This window comes from Chloroflexota bacterium (assembly GCA_026710945.1).
GTDB lineage: Bacteria > Chloroflexota > UBA11872 > VXOZ01 > VXOZ01 > VXOZ01.
This window is the reverse complement of the sequence record JAPOQA010000014.1, coordinates 76,093-95,222: the sequence shown is the minus strand read 5'-3', so window position 1 is coordinate 95,222 and position 19,130 is coordinate 76,093. Positions and strand designations below refer to the sequence as shown.

The window sequence follows — 19,130 nt, the reverse complement described above, 5'->3', positions numbered from 1 at the left end:
GCAGAATCCATTGATACACTTGCCACGAGCCAAGACAATCTGTTAGCCGGACGGAGGAATCTAGCCAACATGGAGAGACACTGGAGCCACTACATGCACCTCGGATTCGTGCATTTTATGCTCTTTCCCGAGGTAATGGGTGGCGATGGGCCAATTCTCGAATCGCTGCGCCACCTGACAGCAGATGACTTCTTGCAAGTAGCTGAGATCACTCATATTGCTGACCCTGCTGTCGCTAAGCAAGCGAAGGCCTTGAGCGAGTCTACGAAGCTCAACCTCGGCTATGGCGTCCAGCCGATCCTCTTGCGCAATCAACTGAATCTGGCCAGCATCGATGAGTCACACCGGCAAGCTGTCGTAGTACGGGTCAAGCAAGCCGTAGACGAAGCCTATGCAATGGGTACCCGTGTCCTTGGGCTCTTTGACGGCCCCTCGTCGTTTCCTGGCGAAGAGTATAAAGACCAAGCTCTCAGCGCATTTGCCGAATCTCTCAAGGAGATTTGCGCTTACGCTGAGCAACAGCGGACTGACTACACGCTCTGGGTATCCCTCGAACAGTTCGACCGGGACGTGGACAAGAAGAGTCTCGTCGGGCCTATAGAGGACACGCTGCCACTCTGCCAAGCCGTACGCGCTCAGTGCGGAAACTTCGGCCTGCTCGTAGACCAGGGGCACCTGCCTCTGCTTGGTGAGACGCCACATGCTACGCTCTCAGCTGCCCGGGAGTACTTGGGACACATTCACCTTGGCAGCTGCATCAAGCAGCCGGGGCACGCGCTCTACGGTGATCAGCACCCCCGTTTCGGCCACGAGGACGGTGAGAACGACACCGCTGAACTCACTGAATTCCTCCGCATTCTGTTCGAGATTGGGTACTTTGACAGTGATGTCCCAACGGATAAACCGCTCTGCACGTTCGAACTGAAGCCCGCGCCCGGCGAGGATTCACTCTCTCTCATGGCCAATGCCAAGCGGACCTTCCAGGCCGCCTGGGCGCAACTGTAAACTCGACTGAGCAACAAGAAAGAGTAGACATACCATGCAGCCGAAAGTCTATGTCACGCGCCGGATACCGGAATCAGGAGTCAAGCTCCTCCAGCAGTCGTGCGACGTGGAGATCTGGGATAGCGATGACGTCGTGCCGCGCGATGTCTTCTTGAAGGCAGTTGCCGACAAAGACGCCGTGCTATGCTTGCTGACCGAGAAAGTGGATGCTGAAACTTTGGATGTGGCGAAGAACGCGAAGATTTTCGCCAACATGGCCGTGGGCTTTGACAACATCGATGTCGCGGAGTGCACGAAACGCGGCATCATGGCGAGCAATACTCCCGGCGTGCTCACCGACACGACGGCAGACTTTGCCTTCACGTTGCTCATGTCCGCAGCGCGACGCATTCGCGAGAGCCACGAGTTCGTTCAGGCCGGAAAATGGGAAACGTGGGGACCGCTCTTGCTCATGGGGCAAGACATCCACCACGCCACGCTTGGCTTGATTGGATTGGGACGGATCGGGACCGAGATGGCCCGACGCGGTCAGGGATTCTCGATGCGCGTGCTTTACAACGACGTCGTTCGACGAGAGGATCTTGAGCAGGAACTTGGTCTGGAATACGCCGAATTTGACACGGTGTTAGAGGAATCCGATTTTGTAAGTCTGCATGTCCCGTACCTACCTGCGACGCATCATCTTATCAGCACGGAACAGCTTGCGAAGATGAAACAATCAGCGGTGCTCATCAATACTGCCCGCGGTCCCATTGTTGATCCGCAGGCTCTGTACACCGCACTGAAGTCAGGCGAGATATGGGCGGCCGGGCTCGACGTTACGGATCCTGAGCCAATTCCTATGGACGATCCGCTTCTCACGCTGGACAATTGCCTGATCGCGCCGCATATTGCGAGTGCCAGCTTCAATACCCGTAGCGATATGTCTGAACTGGCAGCGAACAACATCTTGGCCGCAATTGCCGGCGATCGTCCTCCCACCATCCTCAATCCTGAGGTGATAGAGAATTCCTAAACCGCTTGCGCCGCGCAGGTGGCTTGCTTGGGCCTTGAAACAGCCAGCAGGCGCTTGGCACGCCGGGGCGACGAGTGACTAGACGGTGAAGGTAAGTTCCACACGCGAATCGTGTGGATTCGCTAGGAGCCCCGAGACTCCTCAGCAGGCTGCGTCTTCCAAGGCAGCAACCGCAGCCTTGCCCGCGCCGGAACCTGGAAGACCGGGGGCATGGCGTACGTCTTCACCTGACTGTGGACGGCGATGCTCTGCAATAAGCCAATGCCTAAGAAGGTAGCTAACAAGGCGCTGCCGCCGTATGAGAGGAAAGGCAACGGAATTCCGGTAACAGGCAGCAATCCAATTATCATTCCCACGTTGACAAACGTCTGTAGGAATAAAAACGTTGTAACTCCCACGGCGATATTCTGGCCGAAGTGGTCGCGTGAGCTTGTGGCAATCAGCGAAGCGCGCATGAGAATCACTACAAACAGTCCAAGCACGAGCATGCTGCCCACGAATCCAAGTTCTTCTGCCAGGACAGCGAAAACGAAGTCCTTATGTTGCACGCGCAGGTACTCCAACTGGGTCTGCGAGCCCTGAAACAGACCCCGGCCCCAAAGCTCACCGGCGCCAACACTTATGCGCGCTTGGAGCACATTGTAGCCGGCGCCAAAAGGGTCCGCTGAAGGATCAAGGAACGTCGTTACGCGCTCCCACATGTACTCTTTTACGCGAATGAGCTGCAAGAAAACTGCGCACAGCAAACCAACGGACATAGCGATGATGTACCGGAACGGCACCCCTGCCATAAATACCATCGCCCCCCATATGCCGAGGAACATCAGCGTGGTACCAAGGTCCGGTTCTCTATACACCAAGAAAGCCGGAATAGCAGTGATAACTATAGAACCGAAGAAATAGCGAATGTCTTCAACCCGGTGCGGCCCAGCGCTAAAGTAGTGGGCAAGCACCACAATCAAGGCAATCTTTGCAAGTTCGGAAGGCTGCAGGGAGAAGGGTCCAATTATGAACCACCGCTGGGAACCCCCAATGGACACACCGGCAACAAGCACCGCGGCAAGCATTAGCACGGATGCGCCATAGCCTATCCAAGCTAAGCTGCCGAGCCAGCGGTAATTCAGCCTGGGGGAAATGACTAAGATCACGATGCCCATGCCCAAGAACGCCGTCTGCTTGATGACGTCCACGGACATCCCGGACTCAATGAGTGTCGCGCTGCGAATGAGCACTATGCCGACAGCGCCTAGGACAATTGCAGCAATTGTCAGCCAGTAGTCGTATAGTTTCCACTTGCGTACAGCAATCATGCTATTGCTGAGCCTTCCCGGCAGACTCGAAGTAGAAGCGGGTCAACTTATCTGCGATTGGGGCTGCGAACTCAGAGCCCTCACCTGCGCCGTAAAGCACCACGGCAAAAGCAATCTCTGGTACGTCAAATGGCGCAAATCCCGTGAAAAGTGCGTGTGTCGGCAAGTATCCGTTCTCATCACGGGGGCCGGGGTACTCTGCGGTGCCGGTCTTTCCGGCAATTCCGTACGGGTTTGAAGCTATCCGGATTGCAGTACCGCGAACCACCACGTCACGCATTGCATTTCGGATTAGGGCTAGCACCTCTGCAGAATAAGGCAGATTGTGAGCCAACCGCCGTGTGATTGGCTGCACCTGCTCGCCATTGGCGTCCTGAATCTCAGCAGCCATTCTAGGGTACATCAACTTGCCGCCATTTGCAATAGCCGCAGTAAAATTCGCAAGTTGCAGCGGCGTGCTGAGGACATCGCCCTGTCCAATGGCGGAATTGTAGGAGTCGCCTTGGAACCAAGGCTCATTCTTTATGCGCTGTTTGCGCTCTGGTGTGGGCATGAGACCTTCCAGCTCGCCTGGGAGATCAATGCCCGTAACTTGCCCAAAGCCACAGGAGGTGGCGGCTTGCGCGAGCGCCTCAGGCCCAATCCCTCCAAATTCCGTATAGGGGCTCCCGCCGACCAAGGTGTAGAAGAAAACGTCGCAAGAGCGGACTAAGGCTTCATATGCGTTGACAAAGCCATGTCCGCTGCGTTTCCAGCAGCCAAATTCCCATCCGCCAGGAAGCGTTAGCCCACCCCGACACTCAAATCGCATTTCCAAGTCTAGATTGTAGTTTTCCAGCCAATGCGCGAGACTAACAAGCTTAAAGGTGGAGGCTGGCGGGTAAAGTCCGGCAATGGTCTGATTGACTAAAGGCCGCGACGGATCGTTGGCAAGTCGTTGGTAGTCATCTTGTGATATTGACCGGGCAAACAGATTGTTATCGAATCCCGGCAAGCTAACCAGGGCCCGAACTGCCCCACTTGCGACATCCAAGGCTACAACCGCGCCGGATGGCGCTCCTGACTCGACAAGCCCTTCATGGAGCATTTCAGTGACGGCTTCTTGGAGATCCAAGTCCATTCCCAACACAATGTTGTTCCCGGGTTGGGAAGGAGATTCACGCAGTACGCGTACGGTGCGGCCATACGCATTCACCTCAACGTTTCGCTGGCCCTTCTCACCATTGAGTTCTGTCTCATAGATGGATTCTATCCCGGCAATGCCTACCTGGTCATCCCGCTCATACCCCCGATTCAGGTAAAACTCTCTTCGCTCGTGGGGAATTGGACCGACATACCCGAGAACGTGACCTACGCTATCCCCATCAGCATACTTGCGAATTGGTCGGCTCACGGCAGAGATGCCCGGAAGATACGGGTTCTCCTCCTCGATTACGAGGGCAACATGACGTGGTACGTCACGTTTCAAGACGGTTTGCTGATACGGATTCGATGAGCCTTCAGCCATCAATTCCAAGATTGTAGGCGCCGGCATGTCGAGAAGCCTTGCAAGACGTCTCGCCACGTTCTCCGTCTCGTCCCGCGGCAAGTCGATCATACGCGCCTCTACGCTAAAGCTGGGCGCATTGATGGCTACCCGTTGTCCGTTCCAATCATAAATGACGCCGCGAAATGGCTTGACAGAGAGCACACGTAGCCTGTTGTTCTCCGCCTGGTTGCGATACTCCGGCCCTCGAACGATTTGGATGTACCACAACCGAGCGACGAGCGCGAGAAATGACCCCAACAGAACGATGCGGAGCAGATAGAAGCGTATTGCCTCTCGCCGTGTCAGTAATCTCTTCTCCTCGGCCACTATCGCCTCCTGATACCCGGACTCCCTGAGGCCACTTCGAGAAAGCGAAATCCAACGAAGACTACCAATGGAGCAAAGAGCGCGTTGAGTATCGCCGTTGGCAACGCCATCTCCAAGAGCATATCGCGAAACGAAAATCTATGGTCGAATGTAATTAACAGAGCGCCAAGTAGGACAAAATAGACCGCAATTACCCAAATTGCCGTGACTGCCGCCAGCACTGCTCGGTTTGGTTGAACGACGCTGATCGCGAATCCTCCCACGAAGCCCGCAATTGTCAGTGCAAGGGCACTCAATCCCCAATGCGCATCGGAAAAGACATCCAGGAGCAACCCTCCTACGAAACCCCAACCAGCGCCGCCTGCCGGGCCATACCAAAGTGCTAAGAAGGTCACAATTTGCAGCATGGGCAGCCAAACAATGCCAAACAGCGGAAAATGCCACACGACGCTTGTTTGCACCACGGCAGCCACCAGCATCAAAATAACGATGGCAGGACGTGAAACGTCATTCATAAATTGGGCCCCGTGATGTCTCTCTCCTCCAGCGGCAGCGGCACGAAATTCGCTACCACCATCACATATTCCAACTGCGAGAAATCCACATACGGTTCGATTACTGCAGTTTGGAAGACTTCATAGTCCTCTTGCTGCACGTTTACGACTTTGCCCAATACAAAGTCTTTCGGATAGCCACCGCCCACACCACTTGTCACGATAAGATCGTGCTCGCTAAGCTCCTCGGTCTGCAAGATATATCGCATTTGCAGTCCGTCGGGTGTGCCGTAAACAATGCCGAAGGCTCGGCGAGGGCCGCCCTGAACAACAGCATTCACCGCCATTGAAGGGCTTGTAATGAGCTGAACCTTTGACCAATGCGATGTGACACTGGTGACTTTGCCCACGACTCCGAGATGGGTCACCACGACCATACCTCTCTCCAGCCCACCATTGCTTCCGCGATCGATAATGATGGAATCCAATAGGTTGGTCGGGTCTCTCCCAACGACCTGGGCAGGTAGCAAGTCCCACTCAGAAGTCGTTTGCACATATCCCAGTTGCTCGCGCAATGTGCGGTTTTCAATCTTTGCACCGCGGAGACTTACGACTTCCTGAAAGAGGTTCTCCACATCACGACGGAGTGCGGCATTCTCCTCACGGAGGTTACGCGTCTCTTGGAACGAACCTAAGACATAGGCAGCCGCGCCGGTAGTGCTGTCGAGGGCACGCTGAACTGGCACAGCAACGAATGATACGGCATTTTCCACAGGGCGAAGCCAGCCCTGTCGGGAAAGGAAGACGAGCAATACCGCGGCAATGACTAGGAGCGCAAGCCGTAGAGCCAGTGCTTGCGGCTGAACGTTGAAGTCACGCATTATGTCTCAGGTACCAAGCCAAGGTCAAGAGGTTACATGCGCGTACTCACGTGAATCGGAAACGAAGAGCTTCTGGTAAGACTCGATATCGTCGAGGCACGCTCCCGTTCCCAGCGCTACGCAGGTAAGGGCGTTTTCCGCAATGACCACCGGAACAAGCGTTTCTTCAGAGATCCGGCTGTCTATCCCGCCTAAAAGCGCTCCACCGCCAGTGAGCACAATTCCCCGATCCACGACATCGCCAAGAAGCTCAGGGGGAGTTTCCTCAACCGATACTTTCACTGCTTCGATAATATCGCTCACTGGGCCCGCGATCGCTTCACGCATTTCCGCTTGCGTCACCGTGACCGTCTTCGGGAGGCCCGACAGCATGTCTCGGCCCCGCATCTCGTACACCTTGTCCTGTTCATCCGGCAACGGATAGGCTGACCCCACAGCAATCTTGGTCTCCTCTGCAGTGCGTTCACCAATGAGAAGATCGTAGGCCTGACGGGCATAGTCGATTATAGTCTGGTCCACTTCATCACCAGCGACGCGCACAGAGCGGCTCACCACGATACCGCCCAAGGATACGACCGCCACTTCAGTGGTTCCTCCACCTATGTCGACAATCATGTTGCCGGCCGGTTCATCTACCGGCAGGCCCGCGCCAATAGCCGCAGCCATTGGTTCCTCGATCAAATAGGCCTCGCGCGCACCCGCGTTGATAGCGGCATCCTGGACAGCGCGCTTTTCCACCTCGGTCACACCACTTGGTATGCCAACAATTACGCGAGGTCGGGGGACCAATTGAAAGCTAGTATGCACGCGGTCGATGAAGTATCGGAGCATTGTCTCAACAGTTTCGAAGTCAGCAATGACCCCGTCCTTGAGAGGACGTACCGCAACGATGCTTGCCGGCGTACGCCCAACCATCCGTTTCGCTTCCGCGCCGACGGCGAGCACTCGCTTCGTCCGCATGTCCATCGCAACCACTGAGGGCTCGGAAACGATGACACCCCTATCCTTGGCATACACCAGCATGTTTGCCGTGCCCAAATCGATTCCCAGGTCTTGAGAAAATAGACCAAGGAACGAACTAAAGGGACCTAGTATGCTTGAACGCCAAGAAGAGAGCGGCATAGCCTATCTCACATCCACAAATGCTCTTGGGGGAGCCAAAGTATCACAAAGGGGGAACCGAACGAACAGCCCATAGGTAGAACTTCATCCTACCTAATCACTCTCAATCCAATACATTCTAGCACACTAACAGCTTGCCAGCACGTCCAGCGATCAAGACACTTTCAAACTTGACAATGCATCCCACTGTACAAGTCTTCATGGCCCGTAGCGACCTACAGGGTCACTATTTAGCAGCTTCCCACCCTATGGTACACTGTTCTTCGCGCAATTCCTCGCACCGACAAATTATGCCAAACTGCACAGCAGAGGGGAGATTACCCATGCGTGTCGATCGATTGTATAGCCCGAAAGGGCCGCGACCTGCCGGCACATACTCACAAGCAGTGCGCGCGGGCAATTTGCTTTTCATAGCAGGCCAGGGGCCACTCGATCCTCAAAGCGGGGAAATCGAGGGCGAGACTCTTGCCGAGCAGTGTCAAATCACCTTGCAGAACATCAAGAATATCGTAGAGGGTCACGGCGGTGACATTCGCAACGTGGTCAAGGTCAACGTCTATCTTGCTGATATGGATGGCTTCGCGGAGATGGATAGCGTTTACAAGACCTTTTTCGGCGAGTATCCTCCTGCCCGCACGACCGTGGGCGTGCAAATGAACGATATCCTGATAGAGGTGGAAGCCACTGCAGTCCTCGATGATTAGCCGGCAATAGCGTGCCTATTCCACTCTGGCTTCCTTGAGTTTTGCCATCGTTTCCCGGTACCGCCGTTGCATTTCAGGACCTTGGAGCGTGAGATATTCTTGCTCGAGGGACCGGGCCGCTGTAGTCGACGGGGCAGCCGGTATATCCACCGTCGCGTGCGTGATCTTATCGAACCCGCGCTGATACGCGACCATCTCCCCTTTGTTGACTGCGAGATTCTGCCCTACGTTGGCCTGAACGATGGGCACGCCGTTCTCGCGCGCCCGAGCCAGAACCGCCTGGTTTTGCGCCTTGCTAGTGTTCCCATAGGTAGGAATGTAAAGGATTTGCGCTCCGTCGAGAACGATTGCGCGCGCAATCAAGGGATTCCACCGATCGTTGCATATGAGCACTCCAGCGCGGCCAAACGGTGTATCGAACGCGCGCAGCCTCTTGCCTATCCGGTTGAAATTCCACGAGGAATGCGTGCCCTCCGCGAACTGGCTCTTATGGTAGGAACCGCAAATCTCCCCCGTATGATCGATGAATACCACCGTGTTGTAAATCTCGTTGCCTACTCGTTCGGCGAAGCCAAAGCAGAGACACACACGAAGTAATCCCGCCAACTGCCGAAAACGCGCAACATACTGACCATCCAATGGTTCAGCAATCTCCAACATCTCGTCGGCCGATTTCCTGCCTTCAATGACGTCATAGACAACGTAACCCTCGAAGGCTCCCTCGATCGTCACGATGACATCAGGACTCTCTGCGGCCGCTGTGCGAATCAGCCGTTCCATCTTTGCGGCGTTGGCGGGCTTATCCCACTTCTTCGGCCGCAGTGATATTGCTGCCACCTTGATTGACGAGAACATCCTACACTCTCTCGCTGCCCGCTAACGAACCACAGAAATCGCGGTACCGGCTCGCAGACAGCGGCGTAGCCCGTATCGGACCGACTTAACAATGGACGGTTCGCATGGGTTAGGGTAACTAGCGCCTTCGCCAAGTTTCCTCCTGAGCGCACTTGAGTGTCGCATCGCGCTACAAGGAAACTGACCCACCCTCAGACACAGACCAGAAACGACTGAAACTCTCACTCAACCCCTTGCCGAATTTGGTGCTTCGTGTGGACCAATTGGATTGCACCCAGACGCCATAAGACCGCTCACGCGCACTCTCCAATGGTCGCAGCAAGAGTGCCGATTGCAGAGTCTATCCTCTTAAGCGTTCTTTGGCGACCAAGCACAACCATCGTCTCGAATAGCGGAGGCGTGGCGGTCTTGCCCGTAATTGCCACACGAATTGGCATGAAGAGCTGACCCGCCTTCCATCCCAACTCGGTTGCCAGGCCGCGCAAGCACGATTCAATTGGCTCATGGTCCCATTTCTCAAGTAACTCAAGCCCTTCAAGTACGCGCTTCAACGCACCAAGCGAGGCCGTGGGTGTCTGCTTCTTGGCGATGAGAGATTTTGGATCCGGGGCCACGTTTTCCGCGAAGAAGAAATCAAGGATTGAAGGTGCTTCCGCCAGATTCTTCAAGCGCTCTTGCTCAAGTCCGACAGCCTCGCGGAGATAGTCCATATCGACGTTATCCGGTTCGATTAACCCCGCATCCGCCAAGAACGGGACACTGCGTTCAGTCAGATCTTGTATCGCCAGACTTCGGATATAGACGCCATTGAGCCAAATGAGCTTTTGGAGTTCAAATACTGCGTTAGCTTTATTCACCCGCTCCAGGCTAAAGGCTGCAGCAAGCTCGCTCAGACTAAACACTTCCTGAGTATCGCCTGGGTTCCAGCCCAGCAACGCCAAGAAATTTAATACTGCCTCGGGCAGGTACCCTAGTTTCGCGTAGTCGCCTACAAGCACTGCCCCGGAGCGCTTCCCCAGTTTCGTGCGGTCGGGATTGGTCAATAGAGGAAGGTGCGCGTACGCCGGCAAATCAAATCCGAGGGCACGGGCAATTGGAATCTGGCGATGCGTATTGTAAAGATGGTCGGCCCCGCGGATAACGTGGGAAATGTGCATAAGGCTGTCGTCAATAACCGACGCAAAATTGTACGTCGGCATACCGTCGGCGCGCACGATCACCAGGTCGTCGAGCTCTTCGGCAGCAACCTTCATTTCGCCGCGAACAAGGTCCACAAACTCGACCGTACCCTCATGGGGAGAATGAAACCGCACGACGGACGAGTCTCCAGAGCGTTCCCGGGCCGCCCGCTCCGCAGCCGAAAGGTGAAGGCACGTCTGGGGGTATCGAAATGGGCGGCGCTCCCGTTGCGCCTGTTTGCGCAGACTGTCAAGCTCTTCCGGAGTGCACCAGCAACGGTATGCCTTGCCGTTTTCCAAGAGCTTTTCAGTAAAGCCTTGGTAGAGTGGGAGTCGCTCACTCTGGCGGTAAGGCCCAAATTCACCGCCCGCGGCAAATCCTTCGTCCCAGTCAAGGCCCAACCAGCGGAAACTAGACAGCACGCCCTCGATATCCGCTTCCGTGGAGCGCTTGGCATCGGTGTCATCGATGCGGAGTATAAAGACCCCACCGGTTTGGCGGGCGTAAAGGTAGTTAAACAGTGCCGTGCGGGCATTGCCAACATGGAGATTACCGGTAGGACTGGGCGCGATGCGTAAGCGGACTGAATTTCCCATTCTCTGCGATCTTCTCCTCACTGCGTTGCGGAAAGGCACATGCCATGTACGCGCCGGCCAAGAACCGGCTCAAGTTCTGTCGATTGACCAAAGTCGGCAACTGAAACTGCCTGAAGGAACGAGACTAAACTCAGCGACGGCAAAGAAACTCTAACTTGCCGCCAAGGTCTGACTTTGCGCTGAGGCAACATCGCCCTAGGCGAATAGGTGCCTCTTGCATTGCCCAAAAAGCCTTAGACCGAGAACTGTGGCGGAGAGGGTGGGATTCGAACCCACGAGGCGCTTGTGGCGCCTACTCGCTCTCCAGGCGAGCGCCTTCGACCACTTGGCTACCTCTCCACACCGCGAACGTACAATCACCTAGTCGCGGACCTGTCTTTGCCTTAGTCCTTGCACTCGTGCCGCTTGAAATCGTCACAGCGAGAACGCAAGCCTTCGCAAGAGTTGTACATGCACTGAGTCTAGCAGCGCCGTAACGCCAGCGTCAAAGCCCAAGCAAGGAACGTGAAAAGCCGTTCGCTTGTCAACCTCACGCAGTCCTTGCCCGATTCCGCATAGTTGACAGACGGCTCCACGCAAACCTACCATGGCAGGTACAATGACACCGCAAGCAAGTAGTCCCTCACGTTCATAACCAATTGCATGTCTGAGATTGCGGAATCCTCCTCGACGCTCATTGCAGACGTTGGCACGTTTAGCACGCGTGTTTCGCTCTTGGAGCGCATTGAAGGCGAGTTTCGATTGGCTGGAGCAGCGCGTGTGCCGAGCACGATTGGCCCTCCAGCTTCCGACGTAATGCTCGGTGTTTCCCGCGCTTTGTCAGAACTTGAGCGCACTACCGGCTGGCACGCCCGACAAGACGCGGTAAACAGACTCGCAGTTACCAGCATAGGCCTCACTGCAGTGACGAGCCTTCTTAGTTTGGGCAGCACCCGGACTTTGAACGCATTGCTTGAAACATTGCAAGCGACGCCAATCACCCCCATTGATATCTTCGATCTCAACAACCGTCCGCCCGATGCATATCAATTTGTCTACCAGCGACTTATAGAGTCACCCTTGGATGCTCTGATCATACTTGGCAGCGAATCTGACAATGACTGGGAGACAGAAGTCGCGAGAATAGGCGAAATTATCCGGAACGTGCTCAGCACTCACCGAAATGCCTGGAATCTGGCCGTAGTCTTCATTGGTTCCAATACTCACGCACAATTCTTGCGGACATTCCTCGGCGAGCGGGCCCCGCTACACCATATGACCCTCGACCCCGACCAATCGTCGAGCGCCACCCTTGCCACCCTCGAATCCTTGGTTCAGACGATTGCAAATGAGAGACGTCGGCAACTCCTGCCGAACTACGCCGGACTGAGCGAGTGGGCGGGGTCCAATCCGATTGACTATCAAGACGCACTCGCTCACGTCACGCAACAGTTAGCGCAACGCTACAGCATTAATGTGCTTTCCCTGGACCTTGGAGCGAGCCACGCGGCTGCGATTGCCAGCCTGCCAAATGGAAACGTGCGAAAGGCCTCCCTGGATGGTTTTGGCACGCTGCGCAGCCCGCAGAATGTCCTGATAGAGGCGGGCCGCGAGGCCGTTGAACGCTGGCTGCCGTACGACTTGGACGAGAGTCGCCTGGATGACTTTCTCCTCCACCGCCTTGCACATCCCGCCTCCTTACCCACCACCGTAGAAGGCCTCGTCCTAGAACATGCGTTCGCGCGAGAAGCCCTGCGAAGTGTGGTTGAACTCATAGATGATCAAACCGTTGATGGGCAGACTGCCTCGCCGTGTGCCGCTGCGGACGTCATAATCGGCTGTGGCGCGACACTGGGCGGCGCGCCTCGGCTGATACAGGCCGTAATGATGATGCTCGACTCCGTCTTGCCCACGGGCTTTACGCAATTTGCATTGGATCGCGCGGGCGCTCTCCCCGTGTTACTGCTCGACAAGGCCATCGAGGAAGGCAATCCATTCATTGAACAGGATGTCTTGCTAAGCCTAGGTGTGAGCATATCTCCCACCGGCCGCATGGCCGAGAATCGCCCCGCCTTGAGACTGCGCGCCGGCATGCCATCTCGTTCCCCCGAAGAGATTTCGGTGAATTTTGGTGCCGTGGAGGTAGTGCCTTGGGAGGGCGGAGCCGGCTCTACCCTCGAAGTGTGGCCCGCAACGAGACTCAACCTCGGCGTGGGGCGGGGTCGAGGAGCCGAGCCGCGTGCCAGCCTCTTTGGCGGTTCTTTGGGGCTGGTCGTTGACGCGCGCGGACGACCCATGGACCTCGATTCCCATAGGGACAAACGTCAAGCCAAGATCCTTGAGTGGATGCAGACAACTGGGGCCTATCCCACGCTGTCTTTCTCTGGGAGATCTAGCTAATCATGGCGACTATGCTTGCACTTCGCGGCACCGCGAACCCGCCTACGCCAACCCCGCAAATCGGCCGCTACCTCTTGCAGTTGCGCCGGGTGTTGCCTGCCGACGGTACTCTCTCGGTTCAGCCCGGTGACAAGGTAGAGCCCCACACCATCGTCGGTTCGTGCTCACTTACGCCCCAAAGGACGGTGTTAGACCTGGCGAGCGCGCTTGGCGTCTCTCCTGAGCGCGTAGAAGAGTCGCTCCTCGTTTCTCCTGGCGAGAATTGCGCGGAAGGTGTGCTGCTTGCCGCCCATCGTCGCTTTCTTGGCCTGCGCACCCGCACAGCAGTTGCCCCGTTCGCTGGCCGCATCGGTGACGTCTCTTCACGGAGCGGCCTTGCCTGGTTTGAAGGTGCAAGCCGTGACGTCAACTTGCCTGCCGGACTTTACGGCAGTGTCATTGATGTCATTCCGCCGCGAGAAGTCGTGATTGAGGCGGAGGCTGTGGTCGTGCGCGGCGCCTATGCCGTAGGCGGCGAGGCATCCGGCAATCTGAGCACAGTGCTATCCCAAACCCCCGAGAACGAAGAACGCCTCATTCTCGTGACACGAGAACCGGCAGGCGTGGATACCATGCGGCGTGCTACCCAGCTTCAAGCAGCCGCCGTGGTGGCGCCATCTGCCTCGCGGCAGGATATGGCGGTCCTTGGCATGGACCCCTTGGCTCGCCCGACCTCTCATACGTGGAAGGGCCCGCCGCTCTTGCTTACGGAAGGATTCGGGGAGCAAACTATGACCGAGACGCTCTGGGAGCTCCTAACTGCGCAACCCGTGCCCTGGGCGACCGTCGTTGCCCGGCCCGACCTGCATGTCTTCCTGCTCATTCTGCCCATTCGCTCGCTGGCGCCGAAAGATGCCTGGACGCGCTTCGGCCCCGGCTCGCGGCTCAAACGCGCCGGTATGTCGGTGGAACCGGGCGAAGTGCGTTTGGACGCTTTTCTGCCGTTTCCCGTAGCCGTGTCGTCCGGTCTGCGGCTCCCCGCCGTGGAGACTATCGACGCCGAGGAGCAACGCAGCCGTATCCCCATCTCCGAGCTGGAATGGCTGATGTAACCGGGTTGCGACACGCGGAAATCGGCTAGGGTGAACGGAGCCAGCTCTTGCCGCCTAGTCTGTTAGCACACCCTGCAACGAGACCCCACGTAACCAACGATGATCCTCCCGTTGCGCGGCGCACGGTGGTTCGCTACTATAGCGGTTACACACATGCACTTCGAGGAGTCCGGTGTCAAACGGCCGCATCGGGCCGGTCTGAGAATACATGGTGAGGCAGCCGCGCCCGAGCAGAGACGTACCCGTGAAACCCTTGCTCCCCATGAGCGCACGCTGACTTACGTGTGCCGGCTTCGGAGATACAGTCTGCATTCCTCGTGTGCGAAAAGAAGGAAGAGCGATGTCGGCGAGGGATTCCTTCCACCGTGGCGCGGCGATGTAGGCTGTCTCTTTGGACAAGGTTTGTTCTTGCGGCGTTGCTCGCTTGCCTCGTCTCCCCTCAAAGCGCTCACGCCGACGGCACCGTCGTAATCAACGAGATCTATCCGGATTACGCCGACGGTACCACAAGCTGGATTGAGTTGTACAACACAAGCGCCACGAATACCGTCAACTTGGAGGAATACTGGCAGCTTGACGCCGGCAGTGAATCTACAGGTTACGTTTACGACATCCCGGTCGACACTTCCATTCCGCCCGGCGGGTACTTTGTCATTGATTACGGTATGTCGCTTAGCCCAATTGCGCAGAGCGGAACCCTCCGACTCCGCGCGTTCGACCTTGAAAGCTTCGAATACAGCGTAATAGACCAGGTCGGCTATGAGATCACTGAAGACGGCGCGGCGATGGCGCGGGTGCCGGACGGCTCGTCGAACTGGGCAATGGTCTCCACGCCGACCAAGGGCGCAGCGAATCCGACCCCAACACCCACGCCATCGCCGACGCCTACTGCTACTCCTACGCCGACGCCATCCCCCACGCCCACACCACCTGAGTGCCCCACCGATCCCAGCCCCTCCGCCGTCATCAATGAGGTCTTTCCCGGTATTCCCAACGAGCAGTCAAGCTGGGCCGAGCTCTATAATCGAGGCTCCGCTCTCGTGGATTTGACCTGTTGGTCCGTAGCTACCGGCAGCGAGCCGAGTCCCGATGTTTACCTCCTGCCGAACGGTACGCACATCGAGCCTGGCGGCTTCTTGGTCATTGGAGAGGAAGAGACAATCTTCCCGTTCCCCAGGAGCGGTACCGTCCGTCTCCTTGATCCGGATGGCGAAGCAATGGATCAGGCCGACTATACTATCGGCGAAGATGGCGCGGCGTTTGCGCGGGTTCCGGACGGCTCGTCCGACTGGGCAACGGTATCCACGCCGACCAAAGGCGCAGCGAATCCGACCCCAACACCCACACCAACGCCTACGCCTACACCCACGCCCACTCCCACGCCTACGCCAACGCCAACGCCGACTCCCACGCCTACGCCTACGCCTACGCCCACGCCATTACCTACACCCACGCCAACTCCGACACCTACACCTTTACCTACGACAACACCCATACCTTCACCAACGCCTATGCCTACTTCTACTCCGATGCCATCGCCAACACCTACCCCTACTCACACCCCGACGCCGACGCCAACGCCCACGATTCCTGAGTGTCCGAGCAACGAGAGCCGCAACATCGTGTTCAATGAGATAGTTCCCAGTCTAAGTCTGGAACCGACAGGCTACATAGAGCTATACAGTATTGACTCTATTCCGGTGAAGCTAACCTGCTGGTCCATCGACACCGGAAGCGACGTGAGCGATCCTCCTTACTTGTTCCCAATAGGCACCCAAGTTGATCCTGGGACCTTCCTAGTCGTTGAAGAGATAGTCGAAGTCTTTCCCCTCCCGCAGAGCGGCAGCCTTCGTCTCCTCGACGGCTACGGAGAGGTTGTCATCGAGGTCGATTACGCCATAGCAGAAGATGCCGTCGGCAGAGCACGAATTCCTGACGGCACCGGGGATTGGGTGGACGTATCTATACGCACCAAAGAAACGTCGAACGAGACACCAACTCCCACGCCAAGACCGGCCCGTAGAACAAGCTCAGATGCGAATAGTGCAAGAGAAGCTACGCAAGGCGCGGACTCACGAGGACCAACGCGGCCTGTGCCACAGTCTCTTCGCATAACGGGGATCTACTACGATGGGCAGATTCCCCGGACGGAGGGCGATGAGTTCATCGAGATCCAGAACCAAGGCAACAGAGTGGCATATCTCGTGCGCGTGCGCATTTTGATCCAGAGCGCGACGGCCCGCAGTGCGGTAGCCTACGGCTTTCCCGCTGGAACCAAGCTTGCGCCAGGGGACATCATCGTCATCGCGAAGAATGCCCAGCAATTCACCGCCTACTTTGGCACACAGCCGGACTTCGAGGCGCGCGCTTCAGGAGCGGGATACCGCAACACGTCTGACGTGCCCAACTTGGTCCACGACCGGAGAGTCTCTCGCCGTACGTGGGCGTTGGCGAACTCCGGCGCCACGGTAGCCCTGCTGAGCGATAAAGGCGACGTCATCAATGTCGTAGCCTATGGATATGATCCCGATGGATACTTGGGACTGCGCGGGCTCTTTCCGTCAGCTTCAGGTGGGAAATCGCTCCACCGGGTCGTTGGCGAGGCTACCTCTCCGAGCGCTCCGGCAGCCCTGCGTGTAGACGTACCGTCACCGGGCGCTGTCCCGCCACCGCCCACTCCCACACCGGTAGCGGTGCCATCGCCACTACCCAAGCCCAGTCCGACCCCCACGCCGCTTCCGTCGCCTACCCCCAAGCCGCCATCGCCGACGCCTGTCCTCACGCCATCACCATCACCATCACCTTCACCTTCACCAACGCCCACCGCCATACCACCGACCGCGGTGCCACGCGCCACGGCGATGCCCTCGCCCACGCCAACACCGGCTCCAACGGCAACACCGACGCCGCCACCCACCGCAACTCCAACGCCAACAGTTCTGCAATGCCTTACGGATATTCCCCGTCCTCAATCGCCACAGCGCGTGGAAGTCGTAGGCATTGTTACCGAGATTCGTCCGCTGCCGAACGAGACGCTCGTCTTCATTGCTGACAATTGTGGCGGTGCCATTCTCCACTTGCCAATAGAAGCTTCAATTCCGCCAACCGGAAGCCGCATTCGCCTCACCGTTTCTGCTTACTTTAGCGACACTCGGACCGATCTCTATCTTGCGCCTGGAAACAGTATCGAGTACCTGTCAGGTAGATCGCTACCGCATTCAATTCCCTTCACCCAAGCATTGATGAAACGTGCGCCAACCGGAACTCTGGTGCGGTCAAAAGGCAACATATCGCAGACGAGTGACTTCACTGGAAAGCCTATTTACGACACTATTGTCAGCTTCATCAGACTCGACCCCCACACAAGGGCAGTCCCGCTCGGCCCTGTTGTGCTCTATGGCATCATCGAGTGGCGCGATGCAGTGCCGGAGTTGCGCGTCCACTATGTCGCTCCCGCAAGAACCTATGAATCCAGACTGGCGGATGCATTGCGGGACTGGAATGCACCCCGCGTTGCCAAGCAATACGCGCGGGATGTAATCAACTTCCTGCTAATTAAATCGCTCACACGTGGAAAGAGTCTGTCGCTGCCATGATCGACCAAGTTGCGTACAATCTAAGCAACGAGGCGTACTGCTTGAATTGGGCGCGGAAGGCTTGGCAAAGCAAGGATACACCGGAGGGGTGGTAAGTGTAGCTCAGGTGGCGGACACGCCAAGACTCAAAGCTACGAGTTTCGACCCAGGCAAAGTGTCAAGTCAGACTGCAAGCTGCAACGTCCCGCCCCTCCGCGAGACTCAAGCTTCGTGGGCAATACTGCGGCAATAGAAGAGCAGTTGGGATTTCCTCTTATAGCAGCATCCTGAAGTGCGCCTACGCAGAGTTGCCGAGTAGGCGTTTCGCGTTGAGATGCGCAATCGCTTCCTTGTCGGAGTTGGAAATCTTCGCTTTCTCCAGCTTTGCAATGCCGCAAGCAGGATATTGCAGCGGAAGGCCTATACCGAGCAGCACGCGATCTGCGTCCGCCTGCGAAACCAATTGCGCCATTGCAGCGAGGCCCTGCAAACATGACGTCTCCAGCCAAACGTTGGCGTACGTGTTCAAGAGGTGAACACCGTTCCAAGACTCTTCGCCGTAATTTAAACCGTGGATCACGAATTGTACGCCAGGAAACTGAGAGAAAAGCCGCTCAAAGGACTCAATGGATGCAACGGGGAACGACCAGTCCATGATCGCGCGCATCACTAAGGTAACGACAAGTCCATTTGCCTGCGCCGCAGCGCACAGCGGCTCAAGCTGTGCAGGCAGCGTATTGTGGTGATGGCTGGGATAGCAGCGTATTCCCTTTGCGCCGGCGGCAGCATACTCTCCAATCAGTTCGGTCGTATCGGCCTCAGTGCTGTCAACGGTAACAAAAGGAATAAGGCGGCCATTGGATGCTGCCGCCGCTGCGAGAACCTCATCGTTCCCAAGACGCCAATCGGACTGCAAGGCCCGCGTCGAGCCCACTACCGCACGCTCAATGGAGTGGGAGTCCATGAGCGTGATGACGTCAGCCGCAGTGCGCTGCTTGAGGGGCCAGTAGCCCCAGGCCCCGACAAAACCGGAAAAGTCCCAAACCGTCATTTTTTTCACCGTCCCATT

At 56.9% G+C, this 19,130-nt stretch carries 14 protein-coding genes and 1 tRNA gene; 6 read left to right on the top strand and 9 right to left on the bottom strand.

What is annotated here, in order from left to right:
* Positions 1-69 precede the first annotated feature (69 nt).
* Positions 70-1,005: a TIM barrel protein gene (locus tag OXE05_02185; protein ID MCY4436127.1), complete on the top strand. Its 936-nt coding sequence runs from the start codon at positions 70-72 to the stop codon at positions 1,003-1,005.
* Between the two features lie 34 nt (positions 1,006-1,039).
* Entirely contained in the window at positions 1,040-2,020 is a 981-nt protein-coding gene (locus OXE05_02180; GenBank protein MCY4436126.1) for a D-glycerate dehydrogenase, read from the top strand.
* 122 nt (positions 2,021-2,142) lie between these two features.
* Here the strand turns inward: OXE05_02180 and rodA are convergent, their stop codons facing one another.
* The 5 genes from rodA to OXE05_02155 are packed head-to-tail and all read right to left on the bottom strand — an operon-like array spanning position 2,143 to position 7,682.
* Positions 2,143-3,330: a rod shape-determining protein RodA gene (gene rodA, locus OXE05_02175; GenBank protein ID MCY4436125.1), complete on the bottom strand. Its 1,188-nt coding sequence runs from the start codon at positions 3,328-3,330 to the stop codon at positions 2,143-2,145.
* 1 nt (position 3,331) lies between these two features.
* Positions 3,332-5,185: a penicillin-binding protein 2 gene (mrdA, locus tag OXE05_02170; GenBank protein ID MCY4436124.1), complete on the bottom strand. Its 1,854-nt coding sequence runs from the start codon at positions 5,183-5,185 to the stop codon at positions 3,332-3,334.
* Positions 5,185-5,700, bottom strand: a complete 516-nt coding sequence (gene mreD, locus OXE05_02165) for a rod shape-determining protein MreD (protein ID MCY4436123.1) — start codon at positions 5,698-5,700, stop codon at positions 5,185-5,187. Before mreD ends, mrdA begins: the two co-directional genes overlap by 1 nt.
* Positions 5,697-6,560, bottom strand: a complete 864-nt coding sequence (mreC, locus tag OXE05_02160) for a rod shape-determining protein MreC (GenBank protein MCY4436122.1) — start codon at positions 6,558-6,560, stop codon at positions 5,697-5,699. Before mreC ends, mreD begins: the two co-directional genes overlap by 4 nt.
* A 24-nt stretch (positions 6,561-6,584) precedes the next feature.
* Positions 6,585-7,682, bottom strand: a complete 1,098-nt coding sequence (locus OXE05_02155) for a rod shape-determining protein (GenBank protein MCY4436121.1) — start codon at positions 7,680-7,682, stop codon at positions 6,585-6,587.
* Positions 7,683-8,005: 323 nt separating this feature from the next.
* On the opposite strand from OXE05_02155, the gene OXE05_02150 reads away from it, so the two are divergent.
* On the top strand, positions 8,006-8,386 hold the full coding sequence (locus OXE05_02150; GenBank protein MCY4436120.1) for a Rid family detoxifying hydrolase: 381 nt from the start codon (positions 8,006-8,008) through the stop codon (positions 8,384-8,386).
* 15 nt (positions 8,387-8,401) lie between these two features.
* On the opposite strand, the gene OXE05_02145 is transcribed toward OXE05_02150, so the two are convergent.
* From OXE05_02145 to OXE05_02135, 3 genes are all read right to left on the bottom strand, one after another.
* A complete protein-coding gene (locus OXE05_02145) occupies positions 8,402-9,241 on the bottom strand; it encodes a carbon-nitrogen hydrolase family protein (GenBank protein MCY4436119.1) in 840 nt (279 codons plus the stop codon).
* A gap of 293 nt (positions 9,242-9,534) precedes the next feature.
* Positions 9,535-11,016, bottom strand: a complete 1,482-nt coding sequence (gltX, locus tag OXE05_02140; GenBank protein MCY4436118.1) for a glutamate--tRNA ligase — start codon at positions 11,014-11,016, stop codon at positions 9,535-9,537.
* Positions 11,017-11,264: 248 nt separating this feature from the next.
* Positions 11,265-11,355: transfer RNA gene (locus OXE05_02135), tRNA-Ser, on the bottom strand.
* Positions 11,356-11,658: 303 nt separating this feature from the next.
* Between OXE05_02135 and OXE05_02130 the strand changes: the two genes are divergently transcribed.
* The 3 genes from OXE05_02130 (at position 11,659) to OXE05_02120 (ending at position 18,082) form a co-directional block, all read left to right on the top strand.
* Positions 11,659-13,395 (top strand): glutamate mutase L, encoded by a 1,737-nt coding sequence (locus OXE05_02130; GenBank protein MCY4436117.1) that lies wholly within the window; start codon positions 11,659-11,661, stop codon positions 13,393-13,395.
* A 2-nt stretch (positions 13,396-13,397) separates the two neighbouring features.
* Positions 13,398-14,486: a hypothetical protein gene (locus OXE05_02125; GenBank protein ID MCY4436116.1), complete on the top strand. Its 1,089-nt coding sequence runs from the start codon at positions 13,398-13,400 to the stop codon at positions 14,484-14,486.
* Positions 14,487-14,851: 365 nt separating this feature from the next.
* The gene (locus tag OXE05_02120; GenBank protein ID MCY4436115.1) at positions 14,852-18,082 is read left to right on the top strand and encodes a lamin tail domain-containing protein; all 3,231 of its coding nucleotides are present in this window, start codon (positions 14,852-14,854) and stop codon (positions 18,080-18,082) included.
* A gap of 277 nt (positions 18,083-18,359) precedes the next feature.
* Here the strand turns inward: OXE05_02120 and OXE05_02115 are convergent, their stop codons facing one another.
* Positions 18,360-19,112 carry an amidohydrolase family protein gene (locus OXE05_02115; protein MCY4436114.1) on the bottom strand — a complete coding sequence of 251 codons (753 nt, stop codon included), beginning with the start codon at positions 19,110-19,112 and terminating at the stop codon, positions 18,360-18,362.
* Positions 19,113-19,130 lie beyond the last annotated feature (18 nt).